This is a genomic window from Streptomyces sp. NPDC029152 (assembly GCF_055564355.1).
Window position 1 is genome coordinate 535,300 of the sequence record NZ_JBVHWR010000003.1, and the last position, 18,989, is coordinate 554,288.

General features: G+C 73.8%; 15 protein-coding genes, 4 tRNA genes and 1 other RNA gene. 11 read left to right on the top strand and 9 right to left on the bottom strand.

From position 1 onward, the window contains the following. The first annotated feature begins 141 nt into the window (after positions 1 to 141). Positions 142 to 741 carry a short chain dehydrogenase gene (locus ACZ4V6_RS09135; protein ID WP_467824204.1) on the top strand — a complete coding sequence of 200 codons (600 nt, stop codon included), beginning with the start codon at positions 142 to 144 and terminating at the stop codon, positions 739 to 741. A 120-nt stretch (positions 742 to 861) separates the two neighbouring features. Here ACZ4V6_RS09135 and ACZ4V6_RS09140 read toward each other — a convergent pair. Continuing rightward, positions 862 to 949 (bottom strand) — tRNA-Ser (locus ACZ4V6_RS09140). A gap of 73 nt (positions 950 to 1,022) precedes the next feature. Here ACZ4V6_RS09140 and ffs point away from each other — a divergent pair. From ffs to ACZ4V6_RS09170, 6 genes are all read left to right on the top strand, one after another. Further along, positions 1,023 to 1,121: signal recognition particle sRNA small type (ffs, locus tag ACZ4V6_RS09145), an RNA gene on the top strand. Between the two features lie 45 nt (positions 1,122 to 1,166). After that, positions 1,167 to 3,437 (top strand): DNA polymerase III subunit gamma and tau, encoded by a 2,271-nt coding sequence (locus ACZ4V6_RS09150; RefSeq protein ID WP_467824206.1) that lies wholly within the window; start codon positions 1,167 to 1,169, stop codon positions 3,435 to 3,437. A 126-nt stretch (positions 3,438 to 3,563) separates the two neighbouring features. Next, positions 3,564 to 4,841: a phosphoribosylamine--glycine ligase gene (gene purD, locus ACZ4V6_RS09155; RefSeq protein ID WP_467824209.1), complete on the top strand. Its 1,278-nt coding sequence runs from the start codon at positions 3,564 to 3,566 to the stop codon at positions 4,839 to 4,841. Positions 4,842 to 5,131: 290 nt separating this feature from the next. Beyond that, positions 5,132 to 7,054, top strand: a complete 1,923-nt coding sequence (locus tag ACZ4V6_RS09160; protein WP_467824211.1) for a M48 family metalloprotease — start codon at positions 5,132 to 5,134, stop codon at positions 7,052 to 7,054. Between the two features lie 199 nt (positions 7,055 to 7,253). After that, the gene (locus ACZ4V6_RS09165) at positions 7,254 to 8,753 is read left to right on the top strand and encodes a N,N-dimethylformamidase beta subunit family domain-containing protein (protein ID WP_467824214.1); all 1,500 of its coding nucleotides are present in this window, start codon (positions 7,254 to 7,256) and stop codon (positions 8,751 to 8,753) included. 84 nt (positions 8,754 to 8,837) lie between these two features. After that, complete coding sequence (locus ACZ4V6_RS09170; RefSeq protein ID WP_467824216.1) at positions 8,838 to 9,734, top strand: phosphoribosylaminoimidazolesuccinocarboxamide synthase; 897 nt, start codon at positions 8,838 to 8,840, stop codon at positions 9,732 to 9,734. A 50-nt stretch (positions 9,735 to 9,784) separates the two neighbouring features. Here ACZ4V6_RS09170 and ACZ4V6_RS09175 read toward each other — a convergent pair. The 8 genes from ACZ4V6_RS09175 to ACZ4V6_RS09210 form a co-directional block, all read right to left on the bottom strand. Beyond that, positions 9,785 to 9,860: transfer RNA gene (locus tag ACZ4V6_RS09175), tRNA-Gly, on the bottom strand. 34 nt (positions 9,861 to 9,894) lie between these two features. Further along, on the bottom strand, positions 9,895 to 10,509 hold the full coding sequence (locus ACZ4V6_RS09180; protein WP_467824219.1) for a response regulator: 615 nt from the start codon (positions 10,507 to 10,509) through the stop codon (positions 9,895 to 9,897). Beyond that, positions 10,506 to 11,765, bottom strand: coding sequence for a sensor histidine kinase (locus tag ACZ4V6_RS09185; protein WP_467824222.1), 1,260 nt, complete (start codon positions 11,763 to 11,765; stop codon positions 10,506 to 10,508). Before ACZ4V6_RS09185 ends, ACZ4V6_RS09180 begins: the two co-directional genes overlap by 4 nt. A 44-nt stretch (positions 11,766 to 11,809) precedes the next feature. Then, positions 11,810 to 12,625, bottom strand: coding sequence for an ABC transporter permease (locus ACZ4V6_RS09190; protein ID WP_467824224.1), 816 nt, complete (start codon positions 12,623 to 12,625; stop codon positions 11,810 to 11,812). Next, positions 12,622 to 13,593 carry an ABC transporter ATP-binding protein gene (locus ACZ4V6_RS09195; RefSeq protein ID WP_467824227.1) on the bottom strand — a complete coding sequence of 324 codons (972 nt, stop codon included), beginning with the start codon at positions 13,591 to 13,593 and terminating at the stop codon, positions 12,622 to 12,624. The genes ACZ4V6_RS09190 and ACZ4V6_RS09195 overlap by 4 nt, the downstream gene beginning before the upstream one ends. Before the next feature lie 135 nt (positions 13,594 to 13,728). Next, a tRNA-Gly gene (locus ACZ4V6_RS09200) sits at positions 13,729 to 13,801 on the bottom strand. A gap of 80 nt (positions 13,802 to 13,881) precedes the next feature. Continuing rightward, a tRNA-Gly gene (locus ACZ4V6_RS09205) sits at positions 13,882 to 13,953 on the bottom strand. A gap of 187 nt (positions 13,954 to 14,140) precedes the next feature. Continuing rightward, positions 14,141 to 14,458, bottom strand: coding sequence for an Lsr2 dimerization domain-containing protein (locus ACZ4V6_RS09210; RefSeq protein WP_127894179.1), 318 nt, complete (start codon positions 14,456 to 14,458; stop codon positions 14,141 to 14,143). A 340-nt stretch (positions 14,459 to 14,798) separates the two neighbouring features. Between ACZ4V6_RS09210 and purS the strand changes: the two genes are divergently transcribed. The 4 genes from purS to ACZ4V6_RS09230 all read left to right on the top strand — a co-directional run bounded on the left by purS (position 14,799) and on the right by ACZ4V6_RS09230 (position 18,963). Next, positions 14,799 to 15,071, top strand: a complete 273-nt coding sequence (gene purS / locus ACZ4V6_RS09215) for a phosphoribosylformylglycinamidine synthase subunit PurS (RefSeq protein ID WP_467824229.1) — start codon at positions 14,799 to 14,801, stop codon at positions 15,069 to 15,071. After that, positions 15,068 to 15,748 (top strand): phosphoribosylformylglycinamidine synthase subunit PurQ, encoded by a 681-nt coding sequence (purQ, locus tag ACZ4V6_RS09220; protein WP_467824232.1) that lies wholly within the window; start codon positions 15,068 to 15,070, stop codon positions 15,746 to 15,748. Before purS ends, purQ begins: the two co-directional genes overlap by 4 nt. Beyond that, positions 15,745 to 18,003, top strand: a complete 2,259-nt coding sequence (gene purL, locus ACZ4V6_RS09225) for a phosphoribosylformylglycinamidine synthase subunit PurL (protein WP_467824234.1) — start codon at positions 15,745 to 15,747, stop codon at positions 18,001 to 18,003. The genes purQ and purL overlap by 4 nt, the downstream gene beginning before the upstream one ends. Positions 18,004 to 18,165: 162 nt before the next feature. After that, the gene (locus ACZ4V6_RS09230; protein ID WP_467824237.1) at positions 18,166 to 18,963 is read left to right on the top strand and encodes a maleylpyruvate isomerase family mycothiol-dependent enzyme; all 798 of its coding nucleotides are present in this window, start codon (positions 18,166 to 18,168) and stop codon (positions 18,961 to 18,963) included. The last annotated feature ends 26 nt before the right edge of the window (positions 18,964 to 18,989 follow it).

Genomic DNA, 18,989 nt, shown 5'->3' on the forward strand with positions numbered 1-18,989 from the left:
GAAGGCGCGGGCGGCCGAGCGGTCGTCCGGGCTTCGCCGGTCGTCGGCGACGTTCTTTCTGCGTTCTTTCTGTCTTCCTGTTTCTTGTTTCGGTTTCGGTTTCGGTTCGGCCCGGCTTCGGCGGGCCGGGGACGGTGGGTCATGAGGATTCTTCTGGTCGGCGCGGGCGGCACGCTCGGCGGCGCGGTGCGCGAGGCGCTCGCGGAACGCGGGCACGAGGTGATCGGCGTAGGCCGCTCGGGCGGTGACCTGGTGGCCGACGTCACCGAACCCGAGGCGGTGGCCCGGCTGTACGCGGAGGCGGGCGCGCTGGACGCGGTGGCCGTCGCGGCGGGCGACGCCGTGTTCGCCCCGCTGGGCGAGCTGACCGCCGACGACTTCGCGGCGACGCTCCGGGGCAAGGCGCTGAGCCAGGTGGAGCTGGTCCGCCAGGGCGCCCGGCACATCGCCCCGAACGGCTCGTTCACCCTCGTCAGCGGGATCCTCACCGAGGAACCGGTCGTGGCGGGGGCCGCGGCGTCCGCGGCGAACGGCGCGGTGGAGGCCTTCGTGCGCGCCGCCGCGATCGAACTCCCGCCCCAGCGGATCAACGCGGTGAGCCCGGCGGTGGCCGAGGAGTCCCTCCCCTCCTACGGTCCCTTCTTCCCCGGCACAGAGGCGGTCCCGGCGGCCAGGGCGGCCACGGCGTACGTCCGCTCGATCGAGGGCGCGCAGACGGGGCGGGTCTACCGGGTCCGGTAACTCCTGGGCGGCTCCCGCGTGACGCAGGACACGAGCAGCCGCGACCCGCTGGGGCGGCGGCAACGTCGAAGGGCCCCCTGTTTCCAGGGGGCCCTTCGACGTTAGTGCCCGGTGAGGCACTGGCGGAGGATACGAGATTCGAACTCGTGAGGGGTTGCCCCCAACACGCTTTCCAAGCGTGCGCCCTAGGCCTCTAGGCGAATCCTCCGCGGCAAACATTACATGACGCCGGAGAGTGCTCGCGAACTCGTTCTCGGGGGCCCGCATCGGGTAACGTGTGGCCCAGCCCCTCACGCGGCGCTATCTGACTGAACTCCCCCAGGGCCGGAAGGCAGCAAGGGTAGGTCGGCTCTGGCGGGTGCGTGGGGGGCGCTTGCGTTCGCGGGGCGGTCCGGTTGTCGGTGGGCGCCTATAACCTCGTATGCGTGTCGTCTCTCGCGCTCTACCGCCGTTACCGCCCGGAGTCCTTCGCCGAGGTCATCGGGCAGGGGCATGTCACCGACCCGCTGCAGCAGGCGCTGCGGAACAACCGGGTCAACCACGCGTACCTGTTCAGCGGTCCGCGCGGGTGTGGCAAGACGACGAGCGCGCGCATCCTGGCCCGGTGCCTGAACTGCGAGCAGGGGCCCACGCCGACACCGTGCGGCGAGTGCCAGTCCTGCCGCGACCTGGCGAGGAACGGGCCGGGGTCGATCGACGTCATCGAGATCGACGCCGCTTCGCACGGTGGTGTGGACGACGCCCGCGACCTGCGCGAGAAGGCCTTCTTCGGGCCCGCCCACAGCCGGTACAAGATCTACATCATCGACGAGGCCCACATGGTCTCCCCGCAGGGCTTCAACGCCCTGCTGAAGGTCGTCGAGGAGCCTCCGGAGCACCTGAAGTTCATCTTCGCGACCACCGAGCCCGAGAAGGTCATCGGGACCATCCGGTCGCGGACCCATCACTACCCGTTCCGGCTCGTGCCGCCCGGCACCCTGCGCGACTACCTCGCCGAGGTGTGCGCCAAGGAGGACATCCCCGTCGAGGACGGCGTGCTGCCGCTGGTCGTGCGGGCGGGTGCCGGTTCCGTGCGTGACTCCATGTCCGTCATGGACCAGCTCCTCGCGGGCGCCGGACCCGACGGTGTGACGTACGACATGACGACCGCCCTCCTCGGCTACACGGACGGCTCGCTGCTCGACTCCGTCGTCGAGGCGTTCGCCACGGGGGACGGCTCCGCCGCCTTCGAGGTCGTCGACCACGTGATCGAGGGCGGCAACGACCCGCGGCGCTTCGTCACCGACCTGCTGGAGCGCCTCCGCGACCTCGTCATCCTCGCCGCCGTGCCCGACGCCGCGGAGAAGGGGCTCATCGACGCCCCCGCCGACGTCCTCGAGCGGATGCAGGCCCAGGCGCGGTCCTTCGGCGCGGCCGAACTGAGCCGCGCCGCCGACCTGGTCAACGAGGGCCTCACCGAGATGCGCGGCGCCCACTCGCCCCGCCTCCAGCTGGAGCTGATCTGCGCGCGCGTGCTGCTGCCCGCCGCGTACGGCGACGAGCGGTCGGTGATGGCCCGGCTGGACCGGATCGAGCGCGGGGTGCAGTTCTCGGCGGGGGCGGGGGCGCCCGCCATGGGGTACGTGCCCGGTCCCGAGGCGCACACCGGCGTCCCCGGTGCCGCGAGTCCCGCGGCCGCCGCGCCGGTCCCGCCGGGCGGCGGCCCGGCCGCGGCCCGGGCGGCGGTCCGGGGCGCCGGCGTCGGCGTCGGCGGCCAGGGCGCGGCGGCCGGGGAGGGCGCGGCCCCGGGGCCGGGCACCGGCCCCGCCTCCGCTCCCACCCCTGCTCCCACCCCTGCTCCCGCCCCCGCCTCCGCTCCCACGCCGACGGCCGCTCCGGCGCCCGCCGCACCCGCCCCGGTCCCCGCGCCCGGCGCCTGGCCCACCGCGGCTCCCGCGGGCGGCGGGCGGCGGCCCGGAGGATGGCCCACGGCAGCGCCGACGGGCGGCGGGCAGCCCCAGGCGCCGGCCGCTCCGCCCCGGCCCCCGGCCGCCCCCGCCCCGGCCGCCGCCGTGCCGCCCGCCGCCCCACCGCCGTCCCCGGGCGGCGGGCCCGACCCGCGCTCGCTGTGGCCCAACATCCTGGAGGCGGTCAAGAACCGCCGCCGGTTCACCTGGATCCTGCTCAGCCAGAACGCCCAGGTGACCGGCTTCGACGGCACCACCCTCCAGATCGGCTTCGTCAACGCCGGAGCCCGCGACAACTTCCTGAGCAGCGGCAGCGAGGACGTGCTGCGGCAGGCCCTCGCCGAGCAGTTCAACGTGCAGTGGAAGGTCGACGCGGTCGTCGACCCCTCCGGCGGTTCGGCGCCCCCGCCCCACGCCGGCCCGCCCGGCGGCTACGGCGGCCCGTCCGGCGCCGGCCACGGGGGACCGGGCGGCGGCGCGCCCGCTCAGCGGCCGGCGGCACCGGCACCCGCGGGCCCGCCGTCCCAGGGCTCCGGTTCTCCCGCCTACGGTCCGGCGGCTCCGGCGTCCGCCCCGGCGGCCGGCCCCGCTTCCCGGCCCGCGGCGCACGAGCCGCCGCCCCCGGTCTCGCCGGAGGACGACATCCCGGAGGACGACGACCCGGACCTCGACGAATCGGCCCTCTCCGGGAAGGAACTGCTCGTACGGGAGCTGGGGGCGACGGTGGTGGAGGAGATCGCGCACGAGTAGGCGCCGGCCGCCGCCCGGGCACGGCCCTGCGACGGCGCCGGCTGGAGGAAACCACAAGCCGCCCCCGTCCGCGCCCTCGGAAGCCCGCACAAAGCGTCCGGGCCCGTTCCCATTAGGCTGACCCCCGTGAAGGTCCTTGTCATCGGCGGCGGCGCCCGCGAACACGCCCTGTGCCGTTCCCTGTCCCTCGACCCCGACGTCACCGCGCTGCACTGCGCACCCGGCAACGCCGGCATCGCCGAGGTCGCCGAACTGCACCAGGTCGACGCCCTCGACGGCGCGGCCGTGACGGCACTGGCCACCGGGCTCGGCGCCGACCTGGTCGTGGTCGGTCCCGAGGCGCCCCTCGTCGCCGGGGTCGCCGACGCCGTGCGCGAGGCGGGCATCCCGGTCTTCGGCCCCTCCGGGCAGGCCGCACGGCTCGAGGGCTCCAAGGCCTTCGCGAAGGACGTGATGGCCGGCGCCGGGGTGCCCACGGCCCGTTCGTACGTCTGCACGACCCCGGCCGAGGTCGACGCGGCCCTCGACGCCTTCGGCGCCCCGTACGTCGTCAAGGACGACGGGCTCGCCGCCGGCAAGGGCGTCGTCGTCACCGACGACATCGAGGCGGCCCGGGCGCACGCGAACGCCTGCGAGCGCGTGGTCGTCGAGGAGTACCTCGACGGCCCCGAGGTGTCCCTCTTCGCCGTCACCGACGGCGAGAACGTGCGCCCGCTCCAGCCCGCCCAGGACTTCAAGCGCGCCCTCGACGGCGACGAGGGCCCGAACACCGGCGGCATGGGCGCGTACTCGCCGCTGCCGTGGGCCGACCCCAAGCTCGTCGACGAGGTCGTGGAGAGCGTGCTCCAGCCGACCGTGGACGAGATGCGCCGCCGCGGCACCCCGTTCTCCGGCCTCCTGTACGCCGGCCTGGCGATCACCTCGCGCGGCGTCCGCGTGATCGAGTTCAACGCCCGCTTCGGCGACCCCGAGACCCAGGTCGTGCTGGCCCGCCTGAAGACCCCGCTCGCCGGTCTGCTGATGGCCGCCGCCACCGGCAACCTCGCCGACCTCGAGCCCCTGCGCTGGAGCGCGGAGGCGGCCGTCACCGTGGTCGTCGCCTCCCACAACTACCCCGGCACCCCGCGCACCGGCGACCCGATCACCGGCCTCGACGAGGTGGCCGCCGAGGACGCCCCGCACGCCTACGTCCTGCACGCCGGCACCCGGCGCGAGGGCGACGCCGTCGTCAGCGCCGGCGGTCGCGTCCTGTCCGTCACGGCCACCGGCGCGGACCTCACCGAGGCCCGCGACCGTGCCTACCGGGCCGTCGCCCGCATCGGCCTCGACGGTTCCCAGCACCGTACGGACATCGCGGCGAAGGCGGCCGCGGACGCGGCGGCGCAGGGCGCGACGGGGGCCTGACCGCCCCCGGGAGCGCGCGCTCCGCACCCGTTCCGACAGGCCCCGGCTCCTTCTCAGGAGCCGGGGCCTGATCCTTGCTGTCCGTCATCCACCTTTCCCCAAAGCCATTCCATCGAGTGACCGATGCGCCATACGGCTGACGGGCGCCGAGGCCCCAACTAGGGTGCCGCGCAAGCGTTCCGGCACTTGGCCCACCGGCATTGCGATGTCAGCGGCGGGTGCCACAGTGGGGGAGTGAGCAACAGCGAGAGCGCAGTCCCCGGGCGGCGAGGAGGGGGTGAGGTCCGGTCGTGACCGGTATCGGTGGTGTGGAGGCGGGCGCGCAGGCCGCGCGTTCCCGGGCGCTGGCCGTGCTGCGCGTCCGCAGCCGGGCGCTGGCCGTCGCCCTGCTGCCCGCTGCCGCCGCCGTGATCCTGCTCGCGGGCGGCCGGACCGGCCACCTCGTGGGCGCGGGCTGGGACGCCGCCCGCTGGACCGTGTCCGCGCTCGCGCTCCTCGTGCTGTCGGCCGCCGCGGGGGTCGCCCTGGTCGTCGCCCGCGCCCGGCCCGCCATGACCCCGACGGTCCCGGTCGCCGAGGGGGCGGCGCCGGACCTCTACCGGATGGTGCGCGACCTCGCGGACCGGCTCGAGGTGCCCGCCCCGTCCGCGATAGCGCTCACGCCGGACTGCGACAGCTGGCTGGAGGACCGCACCCACCCCGCCCACGGTCCGCCGCCCGGGGAGCGGCACGGGGACGTGGCCGGTCCGGGCGGACCCGGCCCCCGCCGCGGCCCCGCCGCGCCCGTCCTCGTCATCGGCTCGCCCTTCCTGTGGTGGATGCGCGTGGGCGAGCTGCGCGCGGTCCTCGCCCCCGTCGTCGCCGGCACGGGACCGTCCGCGCACCCCGACATAGCCGCCGCCCGGCGCTTCATACGGGGCCTGGACGCCGCGGCGGCGGTGGCCTCGGCGCGGAACCGCCGCCTGCTGTCCCGCGTGGTGTGCGCGGGCCTCGGCCAGGTGTCCCGGCTGCTGCTGCGCAGCTGCCGCGTCCACGCCGCCGAGATGGAGCGGGGGGTCGCGGCGGCGGCCGCCGAGCGCGCCCAGGCCGTGGACTACGGGCTGCGGATCGTCGCTCAGGAGCAGGTCGGGCTGGCGTACGCGGGCTGGGACCGGCTGCTGACGCGGGTGGCGCTGCCCGCCTGGCGGATGGGCCGCTGGCCCGCCCGGCTGGACGTGGGCGTCGTCGCGGCGCTCACGGAACTCTCCCGCCGGGACCGCCTGGCCGAGGGCTTCGCCTCGCGCCTGGGCGAGCGTCCCGCCTGCGACCTGCTGGAGGAGCCCGGGCTGATCGACGAGGCGGTCTCGCTGCTCGCCGCGCGCCTCTTCCACGGGGGACCGGCGGAGACCGGGCCGGACTGGGCGCCGGTGGGATGGGACGAGTATCCGGAGGAGGTCGTCGACCGGACCTGGCGCGCGGACGCCGCCCGCCTCCACCGCGTCCTGGACACCCTGGGCGTCCGGCGCACCGCCGAGGACGCCGTCCCGGGCGCCGGCGGCCCCACCCTGGCCCGCGTCCTGGACCACCTCACGGACCGGCCCGCCCCGGCGCCGCCCGGCCCGCCGGCGGACCGGGAGGAGCACGGGGCCGGAGCCGGAACGCGGCCCGGGGCGGGGGCGGGGCCCCGGCCCGGGGCGCCCGGGGCGGAGGCGGGAGAACCGACCGGGACGGGTTCCGGGACCGTGCCCCCCGCCGGCCCCCTCCACGCACCCGGCGGCCCCACCCCGGGCGACGACGATGACGACCTCGCCGACGCCACCCCCCGGGGCGCCGCCCTGGCCGCCGGGCTCAGTGCGCAGCTGGCCCGCGAGGAGGCCGGTACGGCCGGGGCCCCGGCCTCCGCGTCCAAAGCGGCCGCGGGGCGGGCAGGGCCCGACAGCGCCCTCTGGGACGACCGCGCGCTGCCTCTCCTCCCGCTCCAGCCCCCGCGCACCGGCCGCGAGGTCCTCACCGACCACATCACGGCGATGGTGTGCTGCGCCGCGATGGACACCGCCGGGGCCACCCCCGGCCTGGACTGGCTCGACGGCCCGTCCCTCCTCGTCGACGGCGTCCGTGCCGCGGATCTGGCCCCCCGCGTCCGCAGCCTCGTCGAGACCGGCGACCCGGCCCCCCTGCGCGCCTGGCTGACGGAGCTCGGCATACGCGCGGAGAAGCCGGTCCGCCTGGTCTGAGCCCACCCGGCCCGCCGGACGTCCGCCGGGCGTCGGACCGGGCCCCCCGGATTCGGATCCTTCCGTTCCACTTTCGGTCACTTCGCGACGAACAGTGACAGCACGCGCGCCACATGTGATGTGCTGGGACCGATCGCGCACATGGCAAAGGCGTTCGTCATACGCACGACCACGGGGACACGAGGGAGGGGGTGGTCCCATGGGGCCCGAGCACATCCGCCGCTGGGAGTCGGGAGCACTCGCACACGCCGTGACGGATCCTTTCGGCCAGGGACCCGTGCCCTGGCTGCGCGGCGGTGAGTCCTACTTCGGCGACACCGGCCAGGTCGTCCCCTGGTACGTGGACCCCGAGCCGGACCCGGCCGGGACCGGGACGGGCCGGCGGGGACCCGGGCGGCGCTCCGACACCGGCGGCCCCCGCGCCGCCGACGACGTCCGCCGCCAGATCAAGGGCTTCACCGCCACCGGGGCCGTGGCGCCCGGCGAGGCCATCGACTTCCACGTCACCGTCGACCCGCCGCAGGAGTTCGGCGTCGACGTCTACCGGATCGGCCACTACGGCGGTGACGGCGCCACCAAGATCACCACCAGCCCCCGCCTGTCCGGCATCGTCCAGCCCGCGCCGCTCACCGCCGACCGCACGGTCTCCTGCCACCACTGGTGGCTGTCCTGGCGGCTGCAGATCCCGTCGTACTGGAACATCGGCGCGTACGTCGCCGTCCTCACCACCGCCGACGGCTACCGCTCCCACGTCCCCTTCACGGTCCGCGACGACCACCCGGCCGACCTCCTGCTGCTCCTGCCGGACATCACCTGGCAGGCGTACAACCTCTACCCGGAGGACGGCCGTACCGGCGCCAGCCTCTACCACGCCTGGGACGAGGAGGGCAGGCTGCTCGGCGAGGCGGACGCCGCGACGACCGTCTCCTTCGACCGCCCCTACGCGGGCGCGGGCCTGCCCCTGCACGTCGGCCACGCCTACGACTTCATCCGCTTCGCCGAGCGCTACGGCTACGACCTCGCCTACGCCGACGCCCGCGACCTGCACTCCGGCCGCGTCGACCCGACCCGCTACCGGGGCCTGGTCTTCCCGGGCCACGACGAGTACTGGTCCGCGGCCATGCGCCGCACCACCGAGCGGGCCCGCGACCACGGCACGTCCCTGGTCTTCCTGTCCGCCAACACCATGTACTGGCAGGTGGAGCTGGCGCCCTCCCCCTCCGGCGTCCCCGACCGCCTGCTGACCTGCCGCAAGCGCCAGGGCCCCGGCCGGCCGGTGCTGTGGCGGGAGATCGACCGCGCCGAGCAGCAGCTGCTCGGCATCCAGTACGCCGGCCGCGTCCCCGAACCGCACCCGATGGTCGTCCGCAACGCCGGCCACTGGCTCTGGGAGGCCACCGGCGCCCAGGAGGGCGACGAGATCGAGGACCTGGTCGCGGGCGAGGCCGACCGCTACTTCCCGCGCACCCCGCTCCCCGCGCACGACGAGCGGGTCCTGCTCGCCCACTCCCCGTACACCGACGTCCACGGCGCCCGGCGACACCAGGAGACGTCCCTGTACCGGGCGCCGTCCGGCGCCTGGGTCTTCGCGTCCGGGACGTTCGCCTGGTCCCCGGCCCTGGACCGCCCCGGCCACGTCGACCCGCGCGTCCAGCGGGCCACCGCCAATCTCCTGGACCGCATCTGCAAACGCGACTGACCCCGTCCGCGGCCACCCCGCACGGAGGCCGGTCGCCGCGTACGGGAGAATCGACGTACTTGGACAGAACCACGGGGAGGAACCGTGTCCGGATTCGTCGAAAAGCCCGAGCCGCTGGAGGTTCCGGGCCTGGTGCATCTGCACACCGGCAAGGTGCGCGACCTGTACCAGAACGAGGCGGGCGACCTCGTGATGGTCGCCAGCGACCGCATGTCCGCCTACGACTGGGTGCTGCCCACCGAGATCCCCGACAAGGGCCGGGTGCTCACCCAGCTCTCCCTGTGGTGGTTCGACCAGCTCGCCGACCTGGCCCCGAACCACGTCCTGAGCACCGAGCTGCCCGAGGGCGCCCCCGCCGACTGGCAGGGCCGCACCCTGGTCTGCAAGTCGCTGCGGATGGTCCCCGTGGAGTGCGTGGCCCGCGGCTACCTCACCGGCTCGGGCCTGGCCGAGTACCGGCAGTCCCGTACCGTCTGCGGCCTCGCCCTGCCCGAGGGCCTCGTCGACGGCTCGGAGCTGCCCGCCCCGATCTTCACCCCGGCCACCAAGGCCGAGGTCGGCGAGCACGACGAGAACGTCTCCTACGAGGAGGTCGCCCGCCGGACCGGCGCGGACACCGCGGCCCGCCTGCGCCAGGCCACCCTGGCCGTCTACTCCCGCGCCCGGGACATCGCCCGCGAGCGCGGGATCATCCTGGCCGACACCAAGTTCGAGTTCGGCTTCGAGGGTGAGGACCTCGTCCTCGCCGACGAGGTCCTCACCCCGGACTCCTCCCGCTTCTGGCCCGCCGACCAGTGGCAGCCGGGCCGCGCGCAGCCGTCGTACGACAAGCAGTTCGTGCGGGACTGGCTGACCTCGGCGGAGTCCGGCTGGGACCGCACGGGCGAGCAGCCCCCGCCGGCACTGCCGCAGCAGGTCGTGGAGGCGACCCGCGCCAAGTACGTCGAGGCGTACGAGCGCCTGACGGGCGTGCGCTGGTAGGACGCGGAGACACGAGGAAGCCCCCGGTCGTGACCGGGGGCTTCCTCATGTGGAGCGAACGACGAGGTTCGAACTCGCGACCTCAACCTTGGCAAGGTTGCGCTCTACCAACTGAGCTACGTTCGCCTGCGCCGCGGGCTTCGCCGTGGTGCGTGAGCCACTATACCCAACCCCGCTCCCGTGCGAGGCGCACCGCCGCGTGCCGGTTCTCCGCGCCGAGCTTCGTGGTGGCCGACGACAGGTAGTTCCGCACCGTCCCCTCGGCGAGCGCGGCCCGCTCGGCGATCTCCGCGACGGGTGCCCCGTCGGCCGCGTGCTCCAGCACCTCGGCCTCCCGCGCGGTCAGCGGCGAGTCCCCGGCGGAGATCGCGTCCGCCGCCAACTCCGGGTCGACGTACCGGTTTCCGGCGTGCACGGTGCGGATCAGCTCGGCGAGCCGCTGGGCGCTGACCGTCTTGGGGACGAATCCGCGCACACCCGCCGCGAGCGCCCGTTTCAGATGCCCGGGCCGCCCGTGACCGGTCACGATCAGCACCCTGCAGCCGGGCAGCTCGGCGCGCAGGGATGTGGCGACCTTCACACCGTCCGCGCCGGGCATCTGGAGGTCCAGTACGGCCACGTCCGGTGCGTGCGCCCGCGCCATCGCCAGGGCCTCCGGACCGGTGGCGGCCTCGGCGACCACCAGGAGGTCGTCCTCCAGGGAGAGCAGGGCGGCCAGCGCACCGCGGATCAGGTGCTCGTCGTCGGCGAGCAGGACGCGTACGGGGCCCGTCACGACGCCACCTCCAGCACGGTGCCGACGGCCAGGGGCAGCGGCACCTCGGCCGTGAGCCGGAACACGCCCCTGCCGACGGGCCCGGCCTCCAGCGTGCCGTCCACGGCGGACAGCCGTTCCCGCAGCCCCGCCAGGCCGGAACCGCCGGAGGCGCCGGCGCCTTCGGGCGCGCCGGGGGAGCCCGCCGCCTCCGGCACCCCGTCGTTCTCCACCGTCAGCACCACACGTCCCTCCGACAGCCGCACCACCACGGCACACGTCCCCGCGTCCCCGTGCCGCAGCACGTTCGTCGTCGCCTCCCGCACCACCCAGCCCAGCGCCGACTGCACCTCGGCGGGCAGCCCGGCCGTGTCCCCGCGTACCTCGCAGTCGATCCCGGCCGCGCCCAGCACGCCCCGGGCACCGGCGAGTTCGGCCTCCAGGTCGGCCTCCCGGTAGCCGCGGACGACGTCGCGGACCTCCCGCTGCGACTCCTGCGCGATGCGCTGCACCTCGATCATCTGCTCCACCGCCTCGGGCCGTCCGCGCCGGGACAGCTGCACGGCCAGCTCGCTCTTGAGCGCGATCACGGCCAGGTTCCGCCCCATCACGTCGTGCAGGTCGCGGCCGAACCGCAGCCGTTCCTCGGCGACGGCGAGCCGGGCCCGGGTCTCCCTGGCCTCGTCGAGCGTGTAGACCGCGTTGAGCAGCCAGACGGAGAAGATCGAGGTGAAGGCGAGGAAGCCGCCGCCCACCAGCACGAAGCACGCCACCATGAGCGAGCCGAGGCCCGGCATGCCCAGGGGGAAGGACACGGCCCCGGCACCGAACGCGAAGCCGCCGACGACGGCGACCACCCGGCGCCGGTCGTGCACGCCGAGCGTGATCGCGCCCGCGCCGAAGCACAGCACGCCCCCGAAGGCCCCCCACGCCGTGGACTCCACGTCCGGTCCGCCCGGTCCGCGCTCGGCGAGACCGATCGCGCCGACGGCGATCACCGCGGTGAGCGCGGCGAGCGCCCACAGCAGCCGGACGGGCTGCGGGCGCAGCCCGCGCGTCCAGTCCAGTGCTCGCGAGGCGACCAGCGCGCAGAGCCCGGAGTGCGCGGCGATCAGCAGGGACAGCCCGGCCGCGAGCCGCGGCCCGACCTGGCCGAAGCCCGGCACCCCCAGCACGAGGAACTCGATGAGCCCGAAGAAGTGGAACGACCACCGCGTGTACGTCTCCACCTTCGCCGGCGTGCTCTTCCGCCGCCACCAGCGCTGCGGCCTGCGCATCTCCCCGCCCACCTCGCTCTTCCCGGACCGAGTCCGCCCGTACGTCAGCGTCGCGGTTCCCAGCGGAACCACCGCCGTACAGCAAACACCGCGACCACCGTCCAGGCCACCGCCGTGGCGAACGCGCCCAGTGCTTCGGACGCCGGCAGGTCGCCGGTCCAGCCGCCGCGCACCAGCGTGACGACGGGCGTCAGCGGCAGCAGTTCGCAGACGGAGGCCAGCCGGTCGGGCAGCAGTTCCAGCGGAACGAACAGGCCGGAGCCGAACATCGAGACGAACGTCAGCGGCAGCGGCGTCACCTGTGCGCTCTCGCCGGTGCGGGTGAAGCTCGCGGTGACCGCGGCGAGCGCGGCGCACATCACCAGGCCCAGCAGCAGGCCGACGACCGCGAGGTGGGGCGCGGGCGGGGCGGGCAGGTCCAGCAGGGCGAAGCAGCCGGCCGCGAGCAGCAGGCTCTGCACGAGCCCGCTCAGGACGGCGGGCATCGCGGACCCGCCGAGGATCTCCGCGTCCCGCAGCTCGCCGGTGCGCAACCGCTTGAGCACGAGTTCCTCGCGCCGGACGACGAAGACGCCGACGAGGGCCGAGTAGACGGCGAACAGCAGGGAGAAGCCGATCGCGGCGGGCAGCACGAGCGTGCCGGTGGTCAGTCCGGCCTCGCCGAGATCCATCTCCTCGGACGCCGAGTACACGCTGAACGGCAGCACCAGCGGCACGAACAAGGCGGCGAAGACGGTGCCCTTGTTCCGCCGCAGCAGGGTGAGTTCGGCACGGGCGAGCGCCGTCATCCGGCTCGTGGGCGTGGTGGCCGCCGGCCTTCCGGCGCGCGGCGCGGATGACTTCGTGTCCGTGGCGCTCATGCCGCGTACTCCTTCGTCGTCGTGGTCCCGGCCGTCCTCGCGGACGCCTCCTTCGCGATCCCGAGGAACGCCTCTTCCAGGGAGGCCGACCGCACGTCCAGGCGGCGCAGTTCCACCCCGGCCCGTTCGGCCCACACGAGCAGCCCGGTGGCCGTGCGCTGCAGTTCGCGGGTGCGCAGCCGGACGAGCCGGCCGTCGGTCTCGTGACCGCTCACGCCCAGCTCGCCGAGCGGCGGCAGGTCTCCCGGGAGGTAGCCCTCCGGCAGCTCGAAGGAGATGCGTGAGGGCTGCGCGGCGGTCACCTCGTCCGGGGTGCCGGTGGCGGCGATCCGGCCCTCGTGCATGATCGCGAGCCGGTCGGCGAGGTTCTCGGCCTCCTCCAGGTAGTGCGTGGTCAGCAGCACCGTCGTTCCGCCGTCGCGCAGCGCGCTCACCAACTCCCAGGTGGCCCGGCGGCCTTCGGCGTCCAGTCCGGTGGTGGGCTCGTCGAGGAAGAGCACCTCCGGGTCGCCGAGCAGGGCGAGCGCCAGGTCCAGGCGGCGCCGCTGGCCCCCGGACAGCTGCTTCACCCGGACGCCGGCCTTCGCTTCCAGTCCGACCAGCTCCAGCACCTCCGCCGGCGGCCGCGCCCCGCTCACGCAGCCCGCCCACATCCGCGCGGTCTCGGCGACGGTCAGCTCGGAGGGGAAGCCGCCCTCCTGGAGCATCACGCCGGTGCGGGGGCGTACGGCGGCCCGCTCGGTGTACGGGTCGTGCCCGAGGACGCGCACCTGTCCGCCGGCCGGTGCGGCGAGGCCCTCGAGGAGTTCGACCGTCGAGGTCTTGCCGGCTCCGTTGGTGCCCAGCAGCGCGAAGACCTCCCCGCGGCGCACGGAGAAGTCGATCCCGCGCACCGCCTCGAACCCGCCCCCGTACACACGCCGCAGGGCGGTGACCTCAATCACGTGTTCGCGTCCGTTCGCTCGCATGACTCGAGCATCCCGGTACCGAGGGCGCCGCGGCAGTGCGGGCCGTCACCGCTCGGCATGACAAATGTCAGACGACGGCCGGGAAGCCGGGACACGAAAAGACCCCGGTCCTGGAGGACCGGGGTCTGATTCCCGAGCGGACGACGAGGCTCGAACTCGCGACCTCAACCTTGGCAAGGTTGCGCTCTACCAACTGAGCTACGTCCGCATTGCCCCCGACCAGCTTTCACCGATCGGTGCGAGCACCAGCCTACCTGATCGACTTGCGTGATCGGTACGGCGATGCAGAGCGGGTGACAGGAATTGCACACTGCGCCTTCCCCCTGGAAGGGGGATGTTCTACTACTGAACTACACCCGCATGTTCCGTGAGCTGGGCTTTTCGGCCTCGCCCCTCGGCGTGCTCCAGACTTTAGCTGATCACCCGGGGTGCTGCGCAAGTCGGTTGCCGCGGGGAGCGGCTGAGCGGCCGTCGGCGGTCCGCGCGGGACCGCCGGCCGCCGTGCCGGGGGCACCCGTCCGCCGGGGCGGCCGCAGGCCGCGACCGCTCACTGCGCCTCGGCGAACGCCTCGTAGACCTTCTTCGGGATCCGGCCCCGCGCGGGCACGTCCATCCTGTTCGCCTGGGCCCAGGCCCGGACGGCCGCCGGATCGGGCGCGACCTCCGTCTGCCGGTACGCCTTCCCGGACCGCGAGCGCTTCCGGCCCGCCGACACGTAGGGCTCGAGGGCCTTGCGCAGTTTCCGGGCATTGGCTTCGTTCAGGTCGATCTCATACATCCGGCCGTCGACCCCGAAGGCGATCGTCTCCGCCGCTTCCGAGCCGTCGATGTCGTCGAAGAGAGTGACCACGACACGCTGCGCCACGAATATCGGTCCCTTCGTGCGGCACCTCCGCGATGACGTGCCAGGACACCACGATGATGCCGACTGTTCGCCTGTAATTGGGCAAAGTATCGGCTAATGACATTTCATTTGTACAGTGCCCGGCATTGCAATGGGAAGCCCGACTAAATCTCTCCGCGTGTCCGCCGCGCAATAGGCATCCGCGGCGGATCCGGGATCTTTCCCAAAGCTTTTCGCGCGGGACTCCCGCCGATGCCCGGCCGTGACAGGGGTCACGTACTTTCCTCCAAGGCTACGCGCGTAGAAATTTTGTACGGGTAGTCTGAAGGAACCTGCTCAGCACCACACACCGGGAGTGCCAGTGGCACGCGTCGTAGTCGACGTCATGCTCAAGCCGGAGATCCTCGACCCCCAGGGCCAGGCGGTGCAGCGCGCACTGCCGCGACTGGGTTTCGAAGGGATCTCGGACGTCCGCCAGGGAAAGCGTTTCGAACTGGAAGTTGACGGGCCGGTCGACGAGGCCGCCCTCGCCCGCATCCACGATCTTGCGGAATCCTTCCTCGCCAACACCGTGATCGAGGACTTCACCGTCAAGGTCGAGTCCGAGGACGTTGTCGCGGGGGCTGTGAAGTGACCGCTCGTATTGGCGTCGTCACTTTCCCCGGCAGCCTCGACGACCGGGACACGCAGCGCGCGATCCGCGTCGCCGGCGCCGAACCCGTGGCGCTCTGGCACAAGGACAAGGACCTCAAGCAGGTCGACGCCGTGGTGCTGTGCGGTGGTTTCTCCTACGGCGACTACCTGCGCGCCGGCGCCATCGCGCGCTTCTCGCCGGTGATGGACACCGTCATCGACCAGGCGAGGGCCGGCCTCCCCGTGCTCGGCATCTGCAACGGCTTCCAGATCCTCACGGAGGCCCACCTGCTGCCCGGCGGGATGCTCGGCAACGACCACCTGCACTTCATCTGCCGCGACCAGAAGCTGCGGGTGGAGAACGCGGACACCGCCTGGACCGGCGACTACAGCGCCGGCCAGGAGATCCACATCCCGCTGAAGAACATGGACGGGCGCTACGTCGCCGACCGGCGGACGCTGGACGAGCTGGAGGGGGAGGGCCGGGTGGCCTTCCGCTACCTCGACGTCAACCCGAACGGCTCGCTCAACGACATCGCCGGCATCACCAACGCCGCCGGCAACGTCGTCGGCCTGATGCCGCACCCCGAGCACGCCGTCGAGCCGCTGATCGGCACCGGCCGTACCGACGGCCTCCCGTTCTTCACCTCGATCCTCAAGAAGCTGGTCAACGCATGAGCCGGACGCCTCTGGACACGGTCGAGCACGCGGCCGCGACCCCCGACGTCGAGCTGCCCTGGGCCGAACTGGGCCTGAAGAAGGACGAGTACGAGAGGGTCGTGGAGATCCTCGGCCGCCGTCCCACCGGGGCGGAGCTGGCCATGTACTCCGTGATGTGGTCCGAGCACTGCTCGTACAAGTCCTCCAAGGTCCACCTCCGCCAGTTCGGCGAGAAGGCCCCCGAGAACGACGCCCTGCTCGTCGGCATCGGCGAGAACGCCGGTGTGGTCGACGTCGGCCAGGGCTACGCGGTCACCTTCAAGGTCGAGTCGCACAACCACCCGTCGTACGTCGAGCCCTACCAGGGCGCGGCCACGGGTGTCGGCGGCATCGTCCGCGACATCATCGCCATGGGCGCCCGCCCGGTCGCGGTCGTGGACCCGCTGCGCTTCGGCGCGGCCGACCACCCCGACACCAAGCGCGTCCTGCCCGGCGTCGTCGCCGGCATCGGCGGCTACGGCAACTGCCTGGGTCTGCCCAACATCGGCGGCGAGGTCGTCTTCGACGCCTGCTACCAGGGCAACCCGCTGGTCAACGCCGGTGCCATCGGCGTCATGCGGCACGAGGACATCCACCTCGCGAAGGCGTCCGGCGCGGGCAACAAGGTCATCCTCTACGGGGCCCGCACCGGCGGCGACGGCATCGGCGGCGCCTCGATCCTGGCCTCCGAGACCTTCGACGACGCCAAACCGTCCAAGCGCCCCGCCGTCCAGGTCGGCGACCCCTTCCAGGAGAAGCTCCTCATCGAGTGCACCCTGGAGGCGTTCCAGGAGAAGCTCGTCGTCGGCATCCAGGACCTGGGCGCCGCGGGCCTGTCCTGCGCGACCAGCGAGCTGGCCTCCAACGGCTCCGGCGGCATGCGCGTCACCCTGGACGACGTGCCCCTGCGCGACTCCACGCTCTCGCCCGAGGAGATCCTCATGAGCGAGTCGCAGGAGCGCATGTGCGCGGTCGTCGAGCCCGACAAGGTCGACCGCTTCCTGGAGATCTGCGACAAGTGGGACGTCATCGCCACCGTCATCGGTGAGGTGACCGACGGCGACCGCCTGGAGATCTTCTGGCACGGCGGCAAGATCGTCGACGTCGACCCGCGCACGGTCGCCCACGACGGACCGGTCTACGAGCGCCCCTACGCCCGCCCCGAGTGGCAGGACGCGCTCCAGGCGGACGACGCGAACAAGCTGCCCCGGCCGCAGTCCGGCGAGGAGCTGAAGGACCAGGTCCTGAAGCTGGTGTCCTCCCCGAACCAGGCGTCCAAGCAGTGGATCACCCAGCAGTACGACCACTTCGTGCAGGGCAACACCGTCCTCGCCCAGCCCGAGGACTCGGGCATGATCCGCGTGGACGAGGAGTCCGGCCTCGGCGTCGCCATCGCCACCGACGGCAACGGCCGCTACGCCAAGCTCGACCCGTACACGGGCGCGCAGCTGGCGCTGGCGGAGGCGTACCGCAACGTCGCCACCACCGGTGCGAAGCCCCTCGCGGTCTCCGACTGCCTGAACTTCGGCTCGCCGGAGGACCCGGCGGTCATGTGGCAGTTCGCGGAGGCCGTGCGCGGCCTGGCCGACGGATGCCGGCAGCTCGGCACCCCGGTGACCGGCGGCAACGTCTCGCTCTACAACCAGACGGGCGAGGCCGCCATCCACCCGACCCCGGTGGTCGCGGTCCTCGGCGTCATCGACGACGTGGCCCGCCGCACGCCGGTCGCCTTCCAGGAGGACGGCCAGCTGCTGTACCTCCTCGGCGACACGCGTGAGGAGTTCGGCGGCTCGGCCTGGTCCCAGGTGATCCACGACCACCTCGGCGGCCTGCCCCCGAAGGTCGACCTGGAGCGCGAGCGGCTGCTCGGCGAGATCCTGATCTCCGCCTCCCGCGACGGCATGATCGACTCGGCGCACGACCTGTCCGACGGCGGTCTGATCCAGGCGGTCGTGGAGTCGGCGCTGCTCGGCGGCAGGGGCGCGCGCCTGGTCGTCCCGGACGGGCTCGACGCCTTCACCTTCCTGTTCTCGGAGTCGGCGGGCCGCGCGGTCGTCGCCGTCCCGCGTTCGGAGGAGCTCCGCTTCACCGACATGTGCGGCGCGCGCGGTCTGCCGGTGACCCGCATCGGCGTGGTGGACGGCGACGCGGTGGAGGTCCAGGGCGAGTTCACCCTGCCCCTGGCCGACCTCCGCGAGGCCCACGAAGGCACGATCCCGGCGCTGCTGGCGTAGGCGCCGGCACGCGGCGACGGCGAGGCCCCGCCCGGATCCGTCCGGGCGGGGCCTCGCGGGCGCTTCCCGGCCCGGGGAACCGGTCACGGGCCCGGGATTCCCCGGGACCCCGCCTCCCGCGCCCCCGGCACGATCCGGCCGGCACGCCCTAAGCTCACCGTCATGCCGCCCGCCAGGAAACGCGCCCGCACCTACGACCCCGACCGCACCCGTGCCGCCGTGTTCGCCCAGCTCGGGCACGTCCGGGACGCCGTGCGCACCCTCACCCCCGAGCAGCTCGCACTGCCCACCCGCCTGGGCGACTGGACCGTACGGGAACTGGTGGCGCACATCGGGATGGCCCTGACCGCCCTCCACCGCGCCGTGGACCTGCCCGCCCCGCCCCGGCAGGACGTCCAGCTCGTCGAGTGGCCCTTCGCCACCGCCGGCGACTCCGCCGCGATCGCCGACTTCACCCGGCGGCTCGCCGCGGACCACCCCGACCCCGGCGCCCACCTCGCCGACATCGAGGAGAGCCTGCGCGCGCTGCTGGCGAAGCACCCCGGCAGTCGGCTCCTGGAGACCAACGCGGGCGCCCTGCCCCTGGACGACTACCTCGTCACCCGCACCGTCGAACTGGTGGTCCACACCGACGACCTGACCGCCGCCGTGCCCGGTCTCGGCATCCCCCACGACCGGCAGGCACTGGCCGCCGCGACCCGGCTGCTCGCCGACGCGCTCGCGGTGAAGGCGCCCGGCGGGTCTACGGAGGTGCGGGTGCCGCCGTACGCCGTCGTGCAGTGCGTCGAGGGCCCCCGGCACACCCGCGGCACCCCGCCCAACGTGGTCGAGACCGACCCGCTGACCTGGGTCCGGCTCGCGACCGGGCGGCTGGCCTGGAAGGACGCCGTGGCGGAGGCGAAGGTGAGCGCGAGCGGCGAGCGGGCCGACCTGGGAGGGCTGCTGCCGCTGATGAGCTGAGGGGAACCGGATCCCGCGAGCCTCCG